15 protein-coding genes and 1 pseudogene are annotated in these 16,022 nt (G+C 58.4%); 9 read left to right on the top strand and 7 right to left on the bottom strand.

Translation table 11 applies throughout. From position 1 onward, the window contains the following. Positions 1-21: 21 nt before the first annotated feature. Positions 22-1,908, top strand: coding sequence for an MFS transporter (locus tag JNB85_RS26855; protein WP_220337468.1), 1,887 nt, complete (start codon positions 22-24; stop codon positions 1,906-1,908). A gap of 311 nt (positions 1,909-2,219) precedes the next feature. Here JNB85_RS26855 and JNB85_RS26850 read toward each other — a convergent pair whose 3' ends face one another. The 3 genes from JNB85_RS26850 to leuB form a co-directional block, all read right to left on the bottom strand. Beyond that, entirely contained in the window at positions 2,220-2,405 is a 186-nt protein-coding gene (locus JNB85_RS26850; protein WP_220337467.1) for a hypothetical protein, read from the bottom strand. A gap of 157 nt (positions 2,406-2,562) precedes the next feature. After that, a complete protein-coding gene (gene lpxE / locus JNB85_RS26845) occupies positions 2,563-3,300 on the bottom strand; it encodes a lipid A 1-phosphatase LpxE (RefSeq protein WP_220337466.1) in 738 nt (245 codons plus the stop codon). Between the two features lie 251 nt (positions 3,301-3,551). Next, the gene (leuB, locus tag JNB85_RS26840; RefSeq protein ID WP_183734557.1) at positions 3,552-4,664 is read right to left on the bottom strand and encodes a 3-isopropylmalate dehydrogenase; all 1,113 of its coding nucleotides are present in this window, start codon (positions 4,662-4,664) and stop codon (positions 3,552-3,554) included. Between the two features lie 181 nt (positions 4,665-4,845). Between leuB and JNB85_RS26835 the strand changes: the two genes are divergently transcribed. Next, positions 4,846-5,778, top strand: a complete 933-nt coding sequence (locus tag JNB85_RS26835; protein WP_220337465.1) for a pyridoxal-phosphate dependent enzyme — start codon at positions 4,846-4,848, stop codon at positions 5,776-5,778. Positions 5,779-5,839: 61 nt separating this feature from the next. Here JNB85_RS26835 and leuD read toward each other — a convergent pair whose 3' ends face one another. From leuD to JNB85_RS26820, 3 genes are all read right to left on the bottom strand, one after another. Further along, a complete protein-coding gene (leuD, locus tag JNB85_RS26830) occupies positions 5,840-6,448 on the bottom strand; it encodes a 3-isopropylmalate dehydratase small subunit (RefSeq protein ID WP_220337464.1) in 609 nt (202 codons plus the stop codon). Between the two features lie 132 nt (positions 6,449-6,580). Then, positions 6,581-7,000 (bottom strand): VOC family protein, encoded by a 420-nt coding sequence (locus tag JNB85_RS26825; protein WP_220337463.1) that lies wholly within the window; start codon positions 6,998-7,000, stop codon positions 6,581-6,583. Between the two features lie 110 nt (positions 7,001-7,110). Then, entirely contained in the window at positions 7,111-7,341 is a 231-nt protein-coding gene (locus tag JNB85_RS26820; protein WP_220337462.1) for a hypothetical protein, read from the bottom strand. Between the two features lie 113 nt (positions 7,342-7,454). Here JNB85_RS26820 and JNB85_RS26815 point away from each other — a divergent pair, with 113 nt between their 5' ends. Then, the gene (locus JNB85_RS26815) at positions 7,455-8,360 is read left to right on the top strand and encodes an HpcH/HpaI aldolase/citrate lyase family protein (RefSeq protein WP_220337461.1); all 906 of its coding nucleotides are present in this window, start codon (positions 7,455-7,457) and stop codon (positions 8,358-8,360) included. Beyond that, entirely contained in the window at positions 8,360-8,566 is a 207-nt protein-coding gene (locus tag JNB85_RS26810) for a DUF1737 domain-containing protein (RefSeq protein WP_183749753.1), read from the top strand. The genes JNB85_RS26815 and JNB85_RS26810 overlap by 1 nt, the downstream gene beginning before the upstream one ends. A 2-nt stretch (positions 8,567-8,568) precedes the next feature. Here the strand turns inward: JNB85_RS26810 and JNB85_RS26805 are convergent, their stop codons facing one another. Further along, positions 8,569-9,006: a metallopeptidase family protein gene (locus JNB85_RS26805; RefSeq protein ID WP_220337460.1), complete on the bottom strand. Its 438-nt coding sequence runs from the start codon at positions 9,004-9,006 to the stop codon at positions 8,569-8,571. 162 nt (positions 9,007-9,168) lie between these two features. Between JNB85_RS26805 and JNB85_RS30830 the strand changes: the two genes are divergently transcribed. From JNB85_RS30830 to bfr, 5 genes and pseudogenes are all read left to right on the top strand, one after another. Then, positions 9,169-10,113 (top strand): ImuA family protein, encoded by a 945-nt coding sequence (locus JNB85_RS30830; protein WP_223216620.1) that lies wholly within the window; start codon positions 9,169-9,171, stop codon positions 10,111-10,113. Beyond that, entirely contained in the window at positions 10,025-11,572 is a 1,548-nt protein-coding gene (locus JNB85_RS26800; RefSeq protein ID WP_338050369.1) for a Y-family DNA polymerase, read from the top strand. The genes JNB85_RS30830 and JNB85_RS26800 overlap by 89 nt, the downstream gene beginning before the upstream one ends. Further along, positions 11,569-15,045 (top strand): error-prone DNA polymerase, encoded by a 3,477-nt coding sequence (locus JNB85_RS26795; RefSeq protein WP_220337458.1) that lies wholly within the window; start codon positions 11,569-11,571, stop codon positions 15,043-15,045. Before JNB85_RS26800 ends, JNB85_RS26795 begins: the two co-directional genes overlap by 4 nt. A gap of 90 nt (positions 15,046-15,135) precedes the next feature. Next, positions 15,136-15,529, top strand: a pseudogene (locus JNB85_RS30825) ((2Fe-2S)-binding protein). Continuing rightward, positions 15,495-15,980 (top strand): bacterioferritin, encoded by a 486-nt coding sequence (gene bfr, locus JNB85_RS26785; RefSeq protein WP_027512212.1) that lies wholly within the window; start codon positions 15,495-15,497, stop codon positions 15,978-15,980. Before JNB85_RS30825 ends, bfr begins: the two are co-directional and overlap by 35 nt. The last annotated feature ends 42 nt before the right edge of the window (positions 15,981-16,022 follow it).

Here is a 16,022-nt window from a genome sequence, read left to right as displayed (position 1 = left end):
TCACTCTGTGGAGGACAGACAATGGCAAATGTCGCAAGCGTCGACAATGTGAAAGCCGGTCCGATGACGGGCGAGGAGAAGAAGGTCATCTTCGCCTCGTCGCTCGGCACGGTTTTCGAATGGTATGATTTCTATCTGTATGGTTCGCTCGCCACCTATATCGGCGCGACCTATTTCACCCAGTATCCGGAAGCGACGCGTAACATCTTCACGCTTCTCGCCTTCGCTGCAGGCTTCCTGGTGCGTCCGTTCGGCGCATTGGTCTTCGGCCGCCTTGGCGATCTCGTCGGCCGCAAATACACCTTCCTGGTGACCATTCTCATCATGGGTATGTCGACCTTCCTGGTTGGCATCCTGCCGGGGGCTGCTTCCATCGGCATTGCCGCTCCGATCATCCTGATCGGCCTGCGCCTGCTGCAGGGCCTGGCGCTCGGCGGCGAATATGGCGGTGCGGCGACTTATGTTGCCGAACACGCGCCGAACGGCCGCCGCGGCTACTTTACGTCCTGGATCCAGACGACGGCAACGCTTGGCCTTTTCCTGTCGCTGATCGTCATCGTCACGGTCCAGTCGATCATGGGCTCGACCGCCTTTGCCGCCTGGGGCTGGCGCATTCCGTTCCTCGTCTCCGTCGTCCTGCTCGGTATCTCCGTCTGGATCCGGTTGAAGATGAACGAGTCGCCCGCCTTCCAGCGCATGAAGGCGGAAGGCAAGGGGTCGAAGGCACCGCTGACGGAAGCTTTCGGCCAGTGGCGGAACGCGAAGATCGCGCTGATTGCGCTTCTCGGCGCCACGATGGGTCAGGCAGTCGTCTGGTACGGTGGGCAGTTCTATGCCCTGTTCTTCCTGCAGAGCGTGCTGAAGGTCGATCTGTACTCGGCCAACATCATGGTCGCCATCGCCCTCTTCCTCGCCACGCCATTCTTCGTCATCTTCGGCGGACTGTCGGATAAAATCGGCCGTAAGCCGATCATCATGGCGGGCCTGCTGATCGCAGCGGTCACCTATTTCCCGCTGTTCAAGGCGATGACGTATATGGCAAATCCGGCTCTCTACGAGGCGCAGGCGACGATCCGGGCAACGGTGACGGCCGATCCGGCGGATTGCAAATTCCAGTTCAATCCGACCGGCACGTCGAAATTCACCAACTCCTGCGATATCGCAACCGCGTTCCTGACCAAGAACTCAGTGCCTTACGACGTGGTGCCGGGTCCGGCGGGCCAGCCTGCGACCGTGAAGGTGGGTGACGATACCATTACCGGTTACGACGCCGTCGCAGCCGGCGCCGATGCAGCCAAGACCAATGCCGTCTTCGAAAAGGGCGTCAATCTTGCCCTTCATGATGCCGGTTATCCGCTGAAGCGCGGTGCTGCCAAGGTTGCCGATGCCAAGCTCGATGCCTTCATCGCCGCCAATCCGGAACTCAGCCTCAATGCCGATGCGATACGCGCCGGCCAGAAGGAAACGCTGCCGGCCGACAAACTCGTTGCCGGCAAATTGCTGACGGCGGATGAAGCGAAAAGCGTGACGGACATGGCCGTCTACACGATCCCTGGCGGCGGTTCGTTCGCGATGGTGGCCGATCCTGCCCGCGTCAACTGGGTCGGCACGATCGCCATCCTGTTCGTGCTCGTGCTCTACGTGACGATGGTCTACGGCCCGATCGCGGCCCTGCTGGTCGAGCTCTTCCCGACCCGCATCCGCTATACCGGCATGTCGCTGCCCTATCATATCGGCAACGGCTGGTTCGGCGGCCTGCTGCCTGCCACGGCCTTCGCGATGAGTGCCGCCGCCGGCAACATCTATTATGGCCTCTGGTATCCGATCGTCTTCGCAGCGATCACGTTGGTTATCGGCGTGCTGTTCCTGCCGGAAACCAAAAACCGGGATATTCATGCGCTGGACTAAGGTCCGTCGAATATCCTGAAATCAAAGACCCGGCGTTCGTAAGGCGCCGGGTTTTTCATGCCGCATAGGATGCAGGAGATGCATGGGCAGTTTCAACGGCTCTATAGGAAATGTCAGATTTAACACCTGTCATGTCACCATTTCTGACATTTCCCACATTACCAATGAAAAACCCTATGCAAGTTATGTATCCTATGCATCTCGGGTTCGATCAAAAGACCTTCTATTTCGACGGCGCGCCCATCCGCCATGCTCGGCCTTGTGCCGAGCATCTGACTACTGCAATTCTCTTGACGAGAAAGCATTTGTTTTCAGACATTTAATTGACTGGCGCAGATCCTCGGCACAAGGCCGAGGATGACGTCGCGGGCTTTGCAATGGTTTGTCAGCAGCCTGAGGCTGGCAGCCCCCTTGCCTTCCACGTTTCTCGGCTCGGCTATGATCTGGATTCTCCAAAGCATCCCGTTGAAGCAGTTCTTTCCTGCCTGCTCAATCATCTGCCGGATCCTTCCGACATGCTTGCGTAAGAACCCGCTGAACTGCGTCGTATTCAGCTTGCCGTACTCGATGAACTCGGAAAGTGCATCAATCAGCCTCTCATGCCGGCGAGACCTTGTCTGCCTCATTGGCGACGAATGCCGCAGGAGAATCATTTTACAACGCGTCTGGGAAGTATCGCTTGGACATGGGCCAGCCGTCCGGGCAAAGCTTGAAGAGCAGGCCGTAGCGGGCATAGACGATAGCCGTCAGCAGCGAGAACCAGGCGCCGAAGGCAAGGCCGGCGATGACATCGCTCGGATAATGCGCCCCCACCATAACACGCGTCATGGCGAGCCAGATGGCGGCAGCGATGAAGGGAATCCGATAGCGCGGGAAGAGCAGTGCGGCGGCGGCAAAGAAAGCGCCGACGGTGGTCGAATGGCCGGACGGGAAGCTTTCCAGCGCTGCATGGCCGGAAAAGGGCGTGAAGGAAAGCACGCCGAGATCCTGGAAATGTTCGGGGCGTGCGCGGCCGATCATGCGCTTGAGAAGGTTTGCGAGCAGACCGGAAAAGACGACGGTCGTGAACAGATAGGCGCCGATCCAGCTTACATAGAGAGCCTGGGCCTTTGCCCTTGCGCTTTTCAAGAGCTTGTAGCCAGCTCCGCCGTGGAAGAAGAGCAGGACGCTGGTGAGGATCAGCCAGGCGGAGTTGCCGAAATCGGTCAACATTTCCCCGAAGCGCTGAATGGGCTCCGGCAGGTGACCGGAACCGATCGGCGCATCGAAGACCAGCATGGAAAGGATGACGGTGTTCAGCGTAATGAAAAAGCATGCGCGCCACCGCAATGATGGCATGACGCGTCTATTTCTGCGCCAGCGCCTGTCCAAGGAGACTAGAAGTTCCCGCATTCCGACTATCCGTGTAACCCCTAGGTATGAGATAGGCGGTAAAAGTGCACAGGATTACGACAGAGAGCGGGCTTCCTCAGATAATTCTAATCAATTTTGGTAATGGCCAACCCGCACGAGCGAGCGTGACAGGGGGCAAATGCGCCGATGCGACGACTGCCAGACCAGTCGTGACATACTCAGAGGAACGCGGACCAATAAAAAACCCTCCGCAGATATGCGAAGGGCCGAAAAGCGTTTCACGTGAAATATCAGGCAGAGAGCGCCTTAAACTCATTGAGGATGGCATCGCCCATCTCGACGGTGCCGACCTGGCGGCTGCCCGGTGCCATGATGTCGCCAGTGCGAATACCCTTGTCGAGCACATTGGCGATCGCCTTTTCCAGGTTGTCCGCTTCCTTGACCAAATTGAAGGAGTAGCGAAGGCACATGGCGAAGGAAGCAATCATGGCGATCGGATTGGCGATGCCTTTGCCGGCGATATCGGGTGCCGAGCCGTGAACCGGCTCATAAAGCGCCTTGCGCTTGCCGGTCTTACCATCGGGTGCTCCGAGCGAAGCCGACGGCAGCATGCCGAGCGAGCCGGTCAGCATGGCGGCAACGTCCGACAGCATGTCGCCGAAGAGGTTGTCGGTGACGATGACATCGAACTGCTTCGGCTGGCGCACGAGCTGCATGCCGCCGGCATCCGCCAGCATATGTTCGAGCTGCACGTCGGAATATTTTGCCTTGTGCGTCTCGGTCACGACTTGGTTCCAGAGCACGCCCGATTTCATGACGTTGCGCTTTTCCATCGAGCACACGCGGTTGTTGCGGGTGCGGGCCATTTCAAAGGCGACACCGGCGATGCGCTCGATTTCATAGGTGTCGTAAACCTGCGTATCGATGCCGCGCTTCTGGCCATTGCCGAGATCGATGATTTCCTTCGGCTCTCCGAAGTAAACACCGCCCGTCAACTCGCGGATGATGAGGATGTCGAGGCCTTCGACCAGCTCGGGTTTCAGCGAGGAAGCGGAGGCGAGTGCGGGATAGCAGATCGCCGGACGCAGATTGGCGAAAAGTTCCAGATCCTTGCGCAGGCGCAGCAGGCCGGCTTCCGGGCGAACTTCGTAGGGGACACTATCCCATTTCGGGCCGCCGACGGCGCCGAAGAGCACGGCGTCGGCTGCAAGCGCCTTCTTCATATCGTCTTCGGAGATTGCTGCGCCATGCGCATCATAGGCGCAGCCGCCGACGAGGCCTTCGTCGGTGACGAAACCGGCATTCATCGCCTCGTTCATGTAAGCGATGATCTTGCGGACCTCGCCCATGGCTTCGGGGCCGATGCCGTCACCCGGCAGCAGGAAAAGATTGCGCACTGTCATGAAAGCCTCCGCGGAAAAACAAGCTGCGGCTTCTTAGACCCCGGAAATGGGCATTTCAAGCGAGAGAAGGGGTGAATCGGTACGCTTGTCTCCGTATCATGTGATGCCTGACAAGGTTGCTCCGGCGCCCGTAAAGGGGCTAGAACAGCAGCCTTGCCTATTCCTTTTCGGATACTCTTCCATGTCCTTCGCACCTCTCCATCTCGACACGCCCCTCCTCCAGACTACGGCTGATTATAGTGCCAGCGGTAAGCCGCTCTGGCTGAAGCTCGATGCGCTGCAGCCCTCCGGCAGCTTCAAGCTGCGCGGCGTCGGCCGGCTTTGCCAGCATGAGGTTCAAAATGGAGCATGCGAAATCTTCTGCGCCTCCGGCGGCAATGCCGGCATTGCCGCAGCCTATGCCGGACGGGCACTCGGCGTGCCTGTTACTATCGTCGTCCCGGAGACGACGGCGCCCGACGTGCGCCAGACGATTGCCGCAATGGGTGCCAATGTACTGGTCCATGGATCTGTCTTTGACGAAGCCAATGCCCACGCAATCGGTCTCGCAGAAAGCCGCAAGGCCACCTATGTGCACCCCTTCGATCACCCGCTTCTTTGGGACGGTCATGCTACGCTGATCGATGAAGTCGTAGCGAAGGGCGCAGAGTTCGATTGCGTCGTCACCAGCGTCGGCGGTGGCGGATTGCTTGCTGGCATTGTCGAGGGGCTGAAACGTAATGGTCTTGCGGATGTGCCCGTTATCGCCGTCGAGACGGAAGGGGCGGCTTCGTTCCATGCCAGCCTGAAGACCAATGAGCGCATCTCGCTTCCGGCCATCACCTCGATTGCCACGTCGCTCGGCGCGCGGCAGGTAGCGCAGCATGTCTTCGATTTGCCGAAGCGTCACCCGATCGAAAGCGTTCTCGTCAGCGATGCCGATGCCGTGGCCGCCTGCCTGAAATTTGCCGATGCGCAGCGCATCCTGGTCGAGCCGGCCTGCGGTGCAGCCCTTGCCGTTGCCGACGTGCATGCCGATCTGCTGTCGCGGTTCGCCAATCCGCTCATCGAAGTCTGCGGCGGCATCGGCGTGTCACTCGAAAAACTGGATATGTGGAAAGAGAAGTTTCTCTGAACCGCAGGCAAAGAAAAAGCCGGGCGAAAGCCCGGCTGGTCGGGAGGCCATTCGATTGGGCTCAGGCAGCCCAGGGATGCGAAGCGGCGTTCTTCTTTTCGAATTCGTCGATCGCCTTGCCCTTTTCCATGGTCAGGCCGATATCGTCGAGACCGTTCAGCAGGCAGTGGCGCTTGAATTCATCGAGATCGAACTTGATCGAGCCGCCATCCGGGCCGGTGATTTCGAGGTTTTCGAGGTCGACCGTCAGAACAGCGTTGGAGCCGCGCTCGGCATCGTCCATCAGCTTGTCGAGGTCTTCCTGGCTGACCTTGATCGGCAGGATGCCGTTCTTGAAACAGTTGTTGTAGAAGATGTCGGCGAAGCTGGTGGAGATCACGCAGCGGATGCCGAAATCGAGCAGCGCCCACGGCGCGTGTTCGCGCGAGGAGCCGCAGCCGAAGTTGTCGCCGGCAACCAGAATCTTAGCCTCACGGTAGGCCGGCTTGTTCAGCACGAAATCAGGATTTTCGGAACCGTCTTCATTGTAACGGGCTTCAGCGAAAAGGCCCTTGCCAAGGCCGGTGCGCTTGATGGTCTTCAGATAATCCTTCGGAATGATCATGTCGGTGTCGATGTTGACGACCGGCAGGGGCGCTGCAACGCCCGTGAGCTTCACGAATTTATCCATGACCTATGCTCCATTTCAGCAAAACGTACTTTCTGATTTTGCATCTATTCCAGTTTTCCGCCGAAATGAAGAAGAATCTTTCGCCGAAGGAGGCCGCGCGACGTTTCCCGCGGCCTGCCAATTGCGCGATCTTTACCTGGACGGTGCGTTCAGACCCCAGAGCACGCCGAACGGATCGCGCAGCTGGCCGTAGCGATCGCCCCAGAACATCATTTCGACCGGCATGACCACTTCGGCGCCGGCAGCCACCGCGCGATCCCACCAGAAATCGATATCGTCGATGACCAGCTGGATGGCAAAGCCTTCATGGCCCTTGAAGGGATGGCCGTATTCCGGATAGGCATCCGACAGCATGAGCGAGCTGCCGTTGATATAAAGGTGTATATGCATCGTGCGGCCACTCTCGTCGGGCGGCACGATATAGGCCTGTTCGGCGCCGAAGGCCTTCTTGTAGAATTCTGCAGCCTTTGCCGCGCCATCGACTGTCAGATAGGGAAGCAGGCCATTCTTGACCGGCGGCATCTTGGCCTGGTTACTCTCCATCGCGTCCATGCTCGTCCTCCATTCGTTTTCGAAGTGCCGGCAGAATGCTCGGCTGCTTCAAGGACGTAGCATGGGATTGCGAGCCGACAATGTCGGTCAGAATTTTCAGCGAAAAGCGATCAGAGATCGATGATCGTGCCGCGGCCGTCGTTCCAGATGCGCATCGCGCGCTTGCCGTCAGCGCGGGCGCGGACGGGCGCGGGCTTCATCTTCATCGAAAGGGCGCGGCCGACCATGAGCACGGTCAGGATGCCGCCGACGGCGAGGGTGACCGAGAAGGTAAGAAGCAGCATGGCCACGAAAACGGTGGCGCCGGCAAGCATGAAGAAGATGGAGCGAATGTTCTGCATTGGTTATAGACCTTTCTACGGAAAGGAATGTGGTCCTTCTTTTTCCTCTCTGCAAGCCAAGCATGGCTTTTTGTTGTCTTGCGAGGCTTTACGAAGCTTGGCACTAATGGCCGATGAGCCGAACACCACCTCTTCGTTCCCTGCGTCTGCGCCGCTCGGTACTGAGCGTACCCGCCATCAATGCGCGTGCGCTTGAAAAGACCCATTCCCTTGATTGCGATGCGGTTATTCTCGATCTGGAGGATTCCGTCGCGCCTGAGAAGAAGGCGGAAGCGCGCGACAATCTGAAGGCCTTTTTTGCCGGGCCGGCGCTTGAGGGCAAGGAAAGGATCATCCGCATCAATTCTTTGTCATCCGGATTCGGACTGGCGGATCTGGAGTTGATAAAGGCATTGTCGCCCGATGCCGTTCTCCTGCCGAAGGTGGACGAACCGCAGGACGTCATGGCCATTAGTGATCTGCTTGCCGAGGCCTATGCGCCGGAGGAGTTGCGCATCTGGGCGATGATCGAGACGCCGCGAGGCGTGCTGAATGCCGCAGCAATCGCCGAATCCGGCCGCACGCCGGGATCGCGGCTCGATTGCCTCGTCGTCGGCCTCAACGACCTGCGCAAGGAAACCGGTGTCTTGCCTCAGCCGGGGCGGAGCTATCTCGTGCCCTGGTTGATGCAGGTCGTTCTGGCGGTCAAGGCCTATGGGCTCGATGCGCTCGACAGCGTGTTCAACGATTTCCGTGATGCTGAAAGTTTCGATGCCGAGTGCGCTCAAGGCCGCGCCATGGGTTTTGCGGGCAAGATGCTGATCCATCCGGCGCAGATTGAAGCCGCCAACCGATATTTCGAGCCGAGCACGAAGGAGATCGCTGAGGCTGAGGCGATCATTGCTGCCTTCGCCGACCCGGCCAGCGAAGGGTTCAACGTCATCAATGTGAACGGGCGGATGATCGAGCGGCTGCATCTTGTCCAGGCCGAAGCTCTGGTCCATAAAGCTCGCCTGATTTCTGCAAGAAAGCCCGCCTGATGAAACTCTACCGCTTCCTGACTGGTCCCGACGACGCTTCCTTCTGCCACAAGGTGACGGCGGCGTTGAACAAGGGGTGGTCGCTGTCCGGGTCGCCCACCTATGCCTTCAACGCTGCGACCGGCCAGATGCAGTGCGGCCAGGCCGTCGTCAAGGAGGTCGAGGGCAAGGATTATCACCCGGACATGAAGTTGTCTGAGCAGTAAGCTTAACGCTCTGCCGCTTCTTCGGCGCTCGCCTCGATGCGCTCCATGTCGTCGTCGCTGAGGCCGAAGTGGTGGCCGATCTCATGGATCAGCACATGGGTGATGATATCACCCAGCGTTTCGTCGTTCTCGGCCCAGTAATCGAGGATCGGACGGCGATAGAGGCGGATGCGGTTCGGCATCTCGCCGGTTTCCACGGTAAAGCGCTCCGAAATGCCGCGGCCCTCGAAAAGGCCGAGCAGGTCGAAGGGCGTTTCCAGCGCCATGTCCTCGAAAACTTCGTCATCGGGGAAGTCTTCGATTTCGATGGTCAGATTGGTCGTCAGCTTGCGAAATTCGTCCGGCAGATGGCTGTAGGCCTCCATTGCCAGCGACTCGAAGGCGCTGATCGTCGGCGCATGGCGGTCCCGCCAATCATCGCTCCGGTCTATGTGGGCCATGAATATTCCTTCCTTTGCCGGCCCATATAGAACCTTTATCGCCGATTTTCGAGTGCGGAATCAAAGGCAGGAATAAATTCTTATAAAATGGCCGTTGACTCTTCATTAGAGCTCTGGAATCTATAAGAACATAACAGGAACAAGACGGATGGAGAGAACGCCATGGCGCAGACCGCCCTGGCGCGCGAGCGGCTTTTTGCGCTCCGCGAAACCATTGCCCGACTGGAAGGAAAATCCGCGCCGGCGCTTGCCGCGGCGGAACGCGAAGCCCTGTCGGAAGGACGCGAGAGACGGCAGGATCGCATTCTGCCTCGGCTGTCTTTTGGCATTCAACCGTTCGATGAGGCCCTGGAAGGCGGCCTGCAGCTCGATGCAATTACCGAATTCCGTGCGGCGCGTTCCGGCGATGCAGGGGCGGCAAGCGGTTTGGCGATGGCCGTTGCGGCGCGACTGCAGAAGCAGGAAGAGGATGCCGGCAGGCTGCTGCCGCTGCTCTGGATCGGTGATGCCGTCGGTACACTGGAGGCGGGTCGCCCCTATGCTCCGGGGCTGAAGGATTTCGGGCTGAAGCCGGAAAGATTTTTCCATGCCGCTCCGCGCAAGCTGGAAGATGCGCTCTGGCTGGCGGAAGCGGCCCTCGAATGTGCTGCCTTCTCGGCCGTCGTCTTTGAAGTGCGCGGCAATCCCTTGCATTTCGGCCTGACCGAAAGCCGCCGGCTCAGTCTCAGGGCACGCGCCGTCCGCCGTCCGCTCTTTCTCGTCCGTCAGGCCGGGAAGGAGGAGGCGAGCAGTGCCGCCTTCCGTCTGCATGTCGAGCCGGCGCCATCTGACCTGCGGCCGCTGCCGGACGGATCGAAGCTTTCCGGCAGCATCGGCAACCCGATTTTCCGTCTCACGCTGGAGAAGAGCCGCAATCCGGCCCCGCTCTCCTTTCTTCTGGAGTGGAACCCCCATGAACGCGAATTTCTCCCCATCGGCGAGCCAAGCTTCGCTCGCCCTCCAGGCGAACAGTCAGCGCATTCTGGCGCTCAGCTTTCCGCATCTGCCAACGGACCGCATCGCCCGCAGACGGTGGGGGCTCTCCTGGCGTTCGAAAGGGCGTCCTGAAGCGGCACCCCTCGTCTGTTCCGGCAAGATCAACAATGCCATGCGGCTGACGGCGCTTGACGAGTTCGCCGAGAAGCTGGGACTGAGGAAAGAACAGGGCGTTGCCGAAGCGCGCGCCATGTATCCGGCGCTTGAGGTCGTGGAAGAGGATCCTGCGGCCGACCGCCGGCTGCTGGAAGCGATCGCCGACTGGTGTGATCGCTATACGCCGATGGTAGCACTCGACGGCAAGGACGGGCTGTTTCTCGACATTACCGGCTGTGCCCATCTCTTCGGTGGTGAGAAGGTGCTTCTCAAGGATATCCTGTCGCGGCTCTTCCATATGGGGCTCGATGCCCGCGGTGCTATCTCCTCTTCGCCGGGTCTTTCCTGGGCCGTTTCCCGCTTCGGGCAGGGCGGCGTGGTAGAGGATGAGGAAACAGAGCGCATGCTGATGCCGCTGCCCGTCGCGGCCTTGCGGCTGGAGGACCTGACCGTCGATTCCCTGAAGAAACTCGGCCTCAAATATGTCGGCGATGTCATCCATGCGCCTCGGGCGCCGCTGACCCGCCGCTTTGGGCCGGCACTGCTTCTGCGTCTCGATCAGGCGCTGGGTCGCGAGGAGGAGCCGATCTCGCCCCGGCTTCCTGTCCCCAGCCTCTCGTCCGAACGCCGTCTGGTCGAGCCGATCGGAACGGAAGAGCAGATCCTTGCTGTCACCGGACAGGTTGCCGTGTCGCTGAAGCCGTCCCTGGAGGCGCGTGGCGCCGGCGGGAGGGCGTTCGAGCTGGTGCTGTTTCGTGTCGATGGCAGGGTTTTCCGCATTTCCGTCGGCGCCTCACGGCCAATTCGCGAACCGAAGCTTGTCGCCGGGCTGTTTTCCGAGCGGCTGCAGGTGATCTATGACGATATCGATGCCGGTTATGGTTTCGAGATCCTGCGTCTGAATGTGCTGCGGCATGACCCGTTCAACGAGGCGCAGGGTGATTTCGAAGGGGACGGCCAGGGGGAGATCTCGCTTTCGAGCTTTGTCGACCGTGTCGCGGCCCGGCTTGGCCCGGGCTGCCTGCAAAGCTTTCAGCTTCGAGAGAGCCATGTGCCGGAACGTGCCGTGATCACGGTGCCGGCAATGGAGAGCCTTCCGGCTCGGCGCAAGGAGGAGCAGGGTAATGCGCTGCCTTTTCGTGAAGAACGGCCCCTAAGGCTCTTTGCAACGCCGGAACCGGTAGAGGTTGCATTTGCCGAAGTGCCTGACGGCGCACCGCAGACTTTCCGCTGGCGGCGTCTGAAGCATCAGGTGACAAAGAGCGAAGGACCGGAACGGATTGCCATGGAATGGTGGATCGATGGAGATGATGCCGAAACGCGGGATTATTTCCGGATCGAGGACGAGGCCGGACACCGCTTCTGGATCTATCGCCTGGGGCTCTTTCGTGAGAACCCCAATCCCCGCTGGTTCATGCATGGGATTTTTGCATGAGACCCGAACCCGCATTTTTCGAGATCGGTGCGAAGACGAATTTCTCGTTCCTCGAAGGTGCTTCGAAACCTGAAGAGATGGTCGTGCAAGCCGCTTTTCTGAAGCTTGGCGGTCTCGGTATTGCTGACCGCAATTCGGTTGCCGGCGTGGTACGGGCTCATGCGCAGGCGGAACAGCTTGTGGAGAGATACAAGAACAGGGATGCGATCTTAGTCGAGGCAGAGAAGAAGGGAAAAACGGAGATCATTCTCGATCCTATCCGGGTTCAGCCGGGCGCCCGTCTCGTCTTTTCCGATGGAACGCCTGATATCCTTGCTTATCCGCGGAACCGGAAAGGCTGGGCAAATCTCTGCCGCCTCCTCAGCGCCGGAAATCTGAAAGAGGAAGCCGTCAAGGGAACCTGCATCCTGACGGAAGCGGAGCTCATGGAATGGGGCGACGAGATGATGCTTGCCCTCGTCCCTGACCGGGCTGCCGTTGATCCAGCCGGCCAGCCGGTCCTTGAAGATTATCTGGAGCGGTTTCGCAAACGCTTCCGCAAGACATTTTTCATGGCACTGTCGCCGGCCTATGATGGCCGCGACCGGCAGGCTTTTGCGATGCTTGCCATGCTTGCTGCTCGAAATCGCGTGCCGCTGATTGCAAGCAATCAGCCGCTCTATCACCACCCCGAGCGCCGGCCGCTTTCAGATATCGTCATCGCGATCCGGGAACATGTGCAGATTTCGGAAGCCGGATTCCTCCTGACGCCTAATGGCGAGCGCTTTCTCAAGGATTCACGTGAAATAGTCAGGCTGTTCCGGGATTATCCTGACGCGGTTGAGAATACGCAGGTCTTTTTCAGAAAGCTGAGCTTTTCGCTGAATGAGCTGAAGCATAATTACCCACCTGAAAACGATCCGGGTGAAACGCCGCAGGAGACACTCGAAAGATTGACGCGAGCGGGTGCGGCAATACGCTATCCCGCTGGCGTTCCTGAGAAAGTGGCGAGGCAGATCGACTACGAGCTGAAGCTCATCGGCGACAAGAATTACGCTTCGTATTTTCTGACGGTTCACAAGATCATCCATCATGCCCGATATGATCTCAAGGTTCTCTGCCAGGGACGAGGTTCGGCGGCCAATTCAGTTATCTGCTACTGCCTGGAGATCACGGAAGTCGATCCCACAAAGACCACGCTTCTCTTCGACCGGTTCATTTCGATGGATCGGGACGAGCCGCCGGATATCGATGTCGATTTCGAGCATGAACGGCGGGAAGATGTCATTCAGTCCATTTATAAAAGATACGGTCATGATCACGCTGGACTGACGGCGGCCGTCACCAGCTATCGCACCCGTTCGGCCGGCCGTGAAGTCGCCAAGGCCTTCGGTCTATCGGAGGATGTTCAATCGGCGATCAGCAGTCTCGTCTGGGGCTGGTCGGAAGATAATCTCTCGGAGCGTGATGCGAAGGCGGCCGGCCTCGATATGAAGGATCCGGTGACACGAAATGTCCTGAAATATGCCTCCGAACTTCTCAGTTTTCCGCGTCATCTCACTCAGCATGTCGGCGGTTTCGTCATCACCCGTGACCGGCTCGACGAGGTCGTTCCGATCATGAAGACGGCAATGCCGGACCGCTACATGATCGAGTGGGACAAGGACGATCTCGACAATGTCCAGATTCTCAAGGTGGACGTGCTGGCGCTTGGCATGCTGACCTGCTTGCGGAAGGCCTTCTCGCTGCTTGAGCTTCATTATGATGTGAAGAAGACGCTCGCCGATCTTGGCAACAAGGAGCATGGGGAAGAGGGTGAGCCGGTTTACGACATGATGGGCCGGGCCGACACGCTTGGTGTTTTCCAGATCGAAAGCCGGGCGCAAATGAGCATGTTGCCACGCCTGAAGCCTAAAATCTTTTATGATCTCGTCATTGAAGTGGCGATCGTTCGGCCAGGACCTATCCAGGGCGATATGGTGCATCCCTATCTCAAACGTCGGGAAGAAAAGGCAAAGAATATTCCGATTAAATATCCGAGCCCGGAGCTGGAGAATGTCCTTGAGAGGACTCTGGGGGTTCCTCTGTTTCAGGAACAGGCCATGCAGATCGCCATTACGGCCGCAGGTTTCAAGCCTGCTGAAGCCGATCGGCTCCGAAGATCAATGGCGACATTCAAGAGAACGGGCACGATCGATAGCTTCGAAAAGCGATTCGTGGATGGAATGGTCGAAAGGGGATATGATCACAAGTTTGCAGAGCAATGCTTTAACCAGATCAAGGGCTTTGGCGAATATGGTTTTCCGGAAAGCCATGCCGCTTCCTTCGCGCTGCTCGTCTACGCCTCATCTTGGCTAAAAGCCTACTATCCCGACGTCTTCTGCGCGGCGATGCTGAACTCACAGCCGATGGGCTTTTATGCGCCGGCACAGCTGGTACGGGATGCACGCGAGCATGGCGTTAAAATCCTGCCGGCCGATATCAATTACTCGGATTGGGAATGCACCCTTGAGGAAGCGGCTTTTGACCGAGCAAGTATCGATTTTCGCCACAGCGAGATGCGGGATATCATCAAGACTCACCACGCTGTGCGGCTTGGCCTTCTTCAGATCAAGGGCGTTTCCTCTAAAGATATGGAGCGGCTCGTCGAGAACCGTGGCAAGGGTTACCATTCTGTGCGTGATCTCTGGTTGCGTTCCGGACTGCAGAAGTCCGTCATCGAGCGGCTGGCGGATGCGGATGCCTTCCAGTCTCTCAAGTTGTCGCGACGTCAGGCTCTTTGGGCGGTGCGGGCGCTGGATGTGAAAAGCGCGACCGAAGAATTGCCGCTTTTCGAGAGTGTTCGTCACATCGACCTTCAGCCCGAACCTCAGGCAAAGCTGCCGGACATGCTGCCGGGAGAGCAGGTCATCGAGGATTATCGCTACCTGTCGCTGTCGCTGAAGGCGCATCCGGTTTCCTTCTTGCGGGAGGAACTGTGCAAGGCAGGTGTGACGCGCAATGTCGATCTGCTTCGTGTTGCGAGCGGGAGGCGAGTGACGATTGCCGGGCTGGTGCTGGTGCGCCAGCAGCCGGGTTCGGCGAAAGGTGTGATCTTCATGACCCTGGAGGACGAGACCGGTGTTGCCAACGCTATTGTCTGGAAGAAAACCTTCGAAAGATACCGCGCGGTGGTCATGGGCGCTCGACTTGTGAAAATCTACGGCAAATTACAAAGCCAGAGCGGCGTCATCCATACCGTCGTCGAGCACATCGAGGATATGACGCCGCTACTCGGCATTCTTCAACGCGAGGCGAAACGCTTTGGCGTCAGCGAGCGTTCGGATGAGGTGTTGCGCCCAACGCAGGATCATCGGCAGCAGAAAAAGGCTGATGCACTGGCAAGGGATGAAATGACCAGAAAGATCGCGAATGGGCGCTCGCCGGAAAGGGGCAGGGATGGCGATATCGCCGAGACAGCAAGCGTGATGCCACGTGGCCGCAATTTTCATTGATGCGTCTTTGCGTCCTCGATCGCCATCTTCTCAAAGACTTAGATAATAGGCTCACCCGGATGTGACGTTCGGCTGCGGGGCGACGAACGCATTCGCTGGCGAATTTTCTTGACAGTTCCTATCTTCTTTTGCAGAAAACACGATAGTAAGTGTCATGTTTGGAAATGAAGACGTGCTCGTCTGCAGTTGCAATTACATAACCGACAAGGAAATCCGGGACGTCATCAACAATCTTCTCGATGAAGATTGCTGGCAGCTTATCGTGCCGGCGAAGGTCTATCACGCGATGGCCAAACGCGGCCGCTGCTGCGGTTGTTTCCCGAACGTTGTCGATATCATCATCCAGACAACCGAAGATTATCATGCCCGCCGCCACTCGACGGAATCGGAAATATTTGATTTCATGTCGCGCCTGAGAAAATTCCATGAAGAAAACAGGAGAGCGGACATTGAAAGGCGACAAAAAGGTCATCGAGCGGCTTAACGAGGCTCTATTTTTAGAGCTCGGTGCGGTCAACCAGTATTGGGTTCACTATCGTCTTCTCGAGGACTGGGGCTACACCAAGCTCGCCAAGAAGGAGCGCGCCGAATCGATCGAGGAAATGCATCATGCCGACCGGCTGGTCGCGCGCATCATCTTCCTCGAAGGTCATCCCAACCTACAGACGCTTGCGCCGCTGCGCATCGGTCAGAACGTCAAGGAAGTTCTGGAAGCCGATCTCGCCGGGGAATATGACGCCCGCACCGCCTACAAGAAATCGCGCGATATCTGTCATGACGCCGGCGACTATGTTTCCATGAAGCTTTTCGAAGAGCTGCTGGCAGACGAGGAAGGCCATATCGATTTCCTCGAAACGCAGCTCGACCTTCTCGAAAAGATCGGCGAAGCGAAGTACGGCCAGCTCAACGCAGACTCGGCCAACGAAGCCGAATAACGCGCCATCGACAATCTCGTCTCAGCCGGCCGCCTCTTGGGC

The organism is Rhizobium mesosinicum (assembly GCF_019511345.1).
GTDB classification, from domain to species: domain Bacteria; phylum Pseudomonadota; class Alphaproteobacteria; order Rhizobiales; family Rhizobiaceae; genus Rhizobium; species Rhizobium mesosinicum.
The sequence above is the reverse complement of the archived record's forward strand: the minus strand, read 5'-3'. Positions and strand labels throughout refer to the sequence as shown.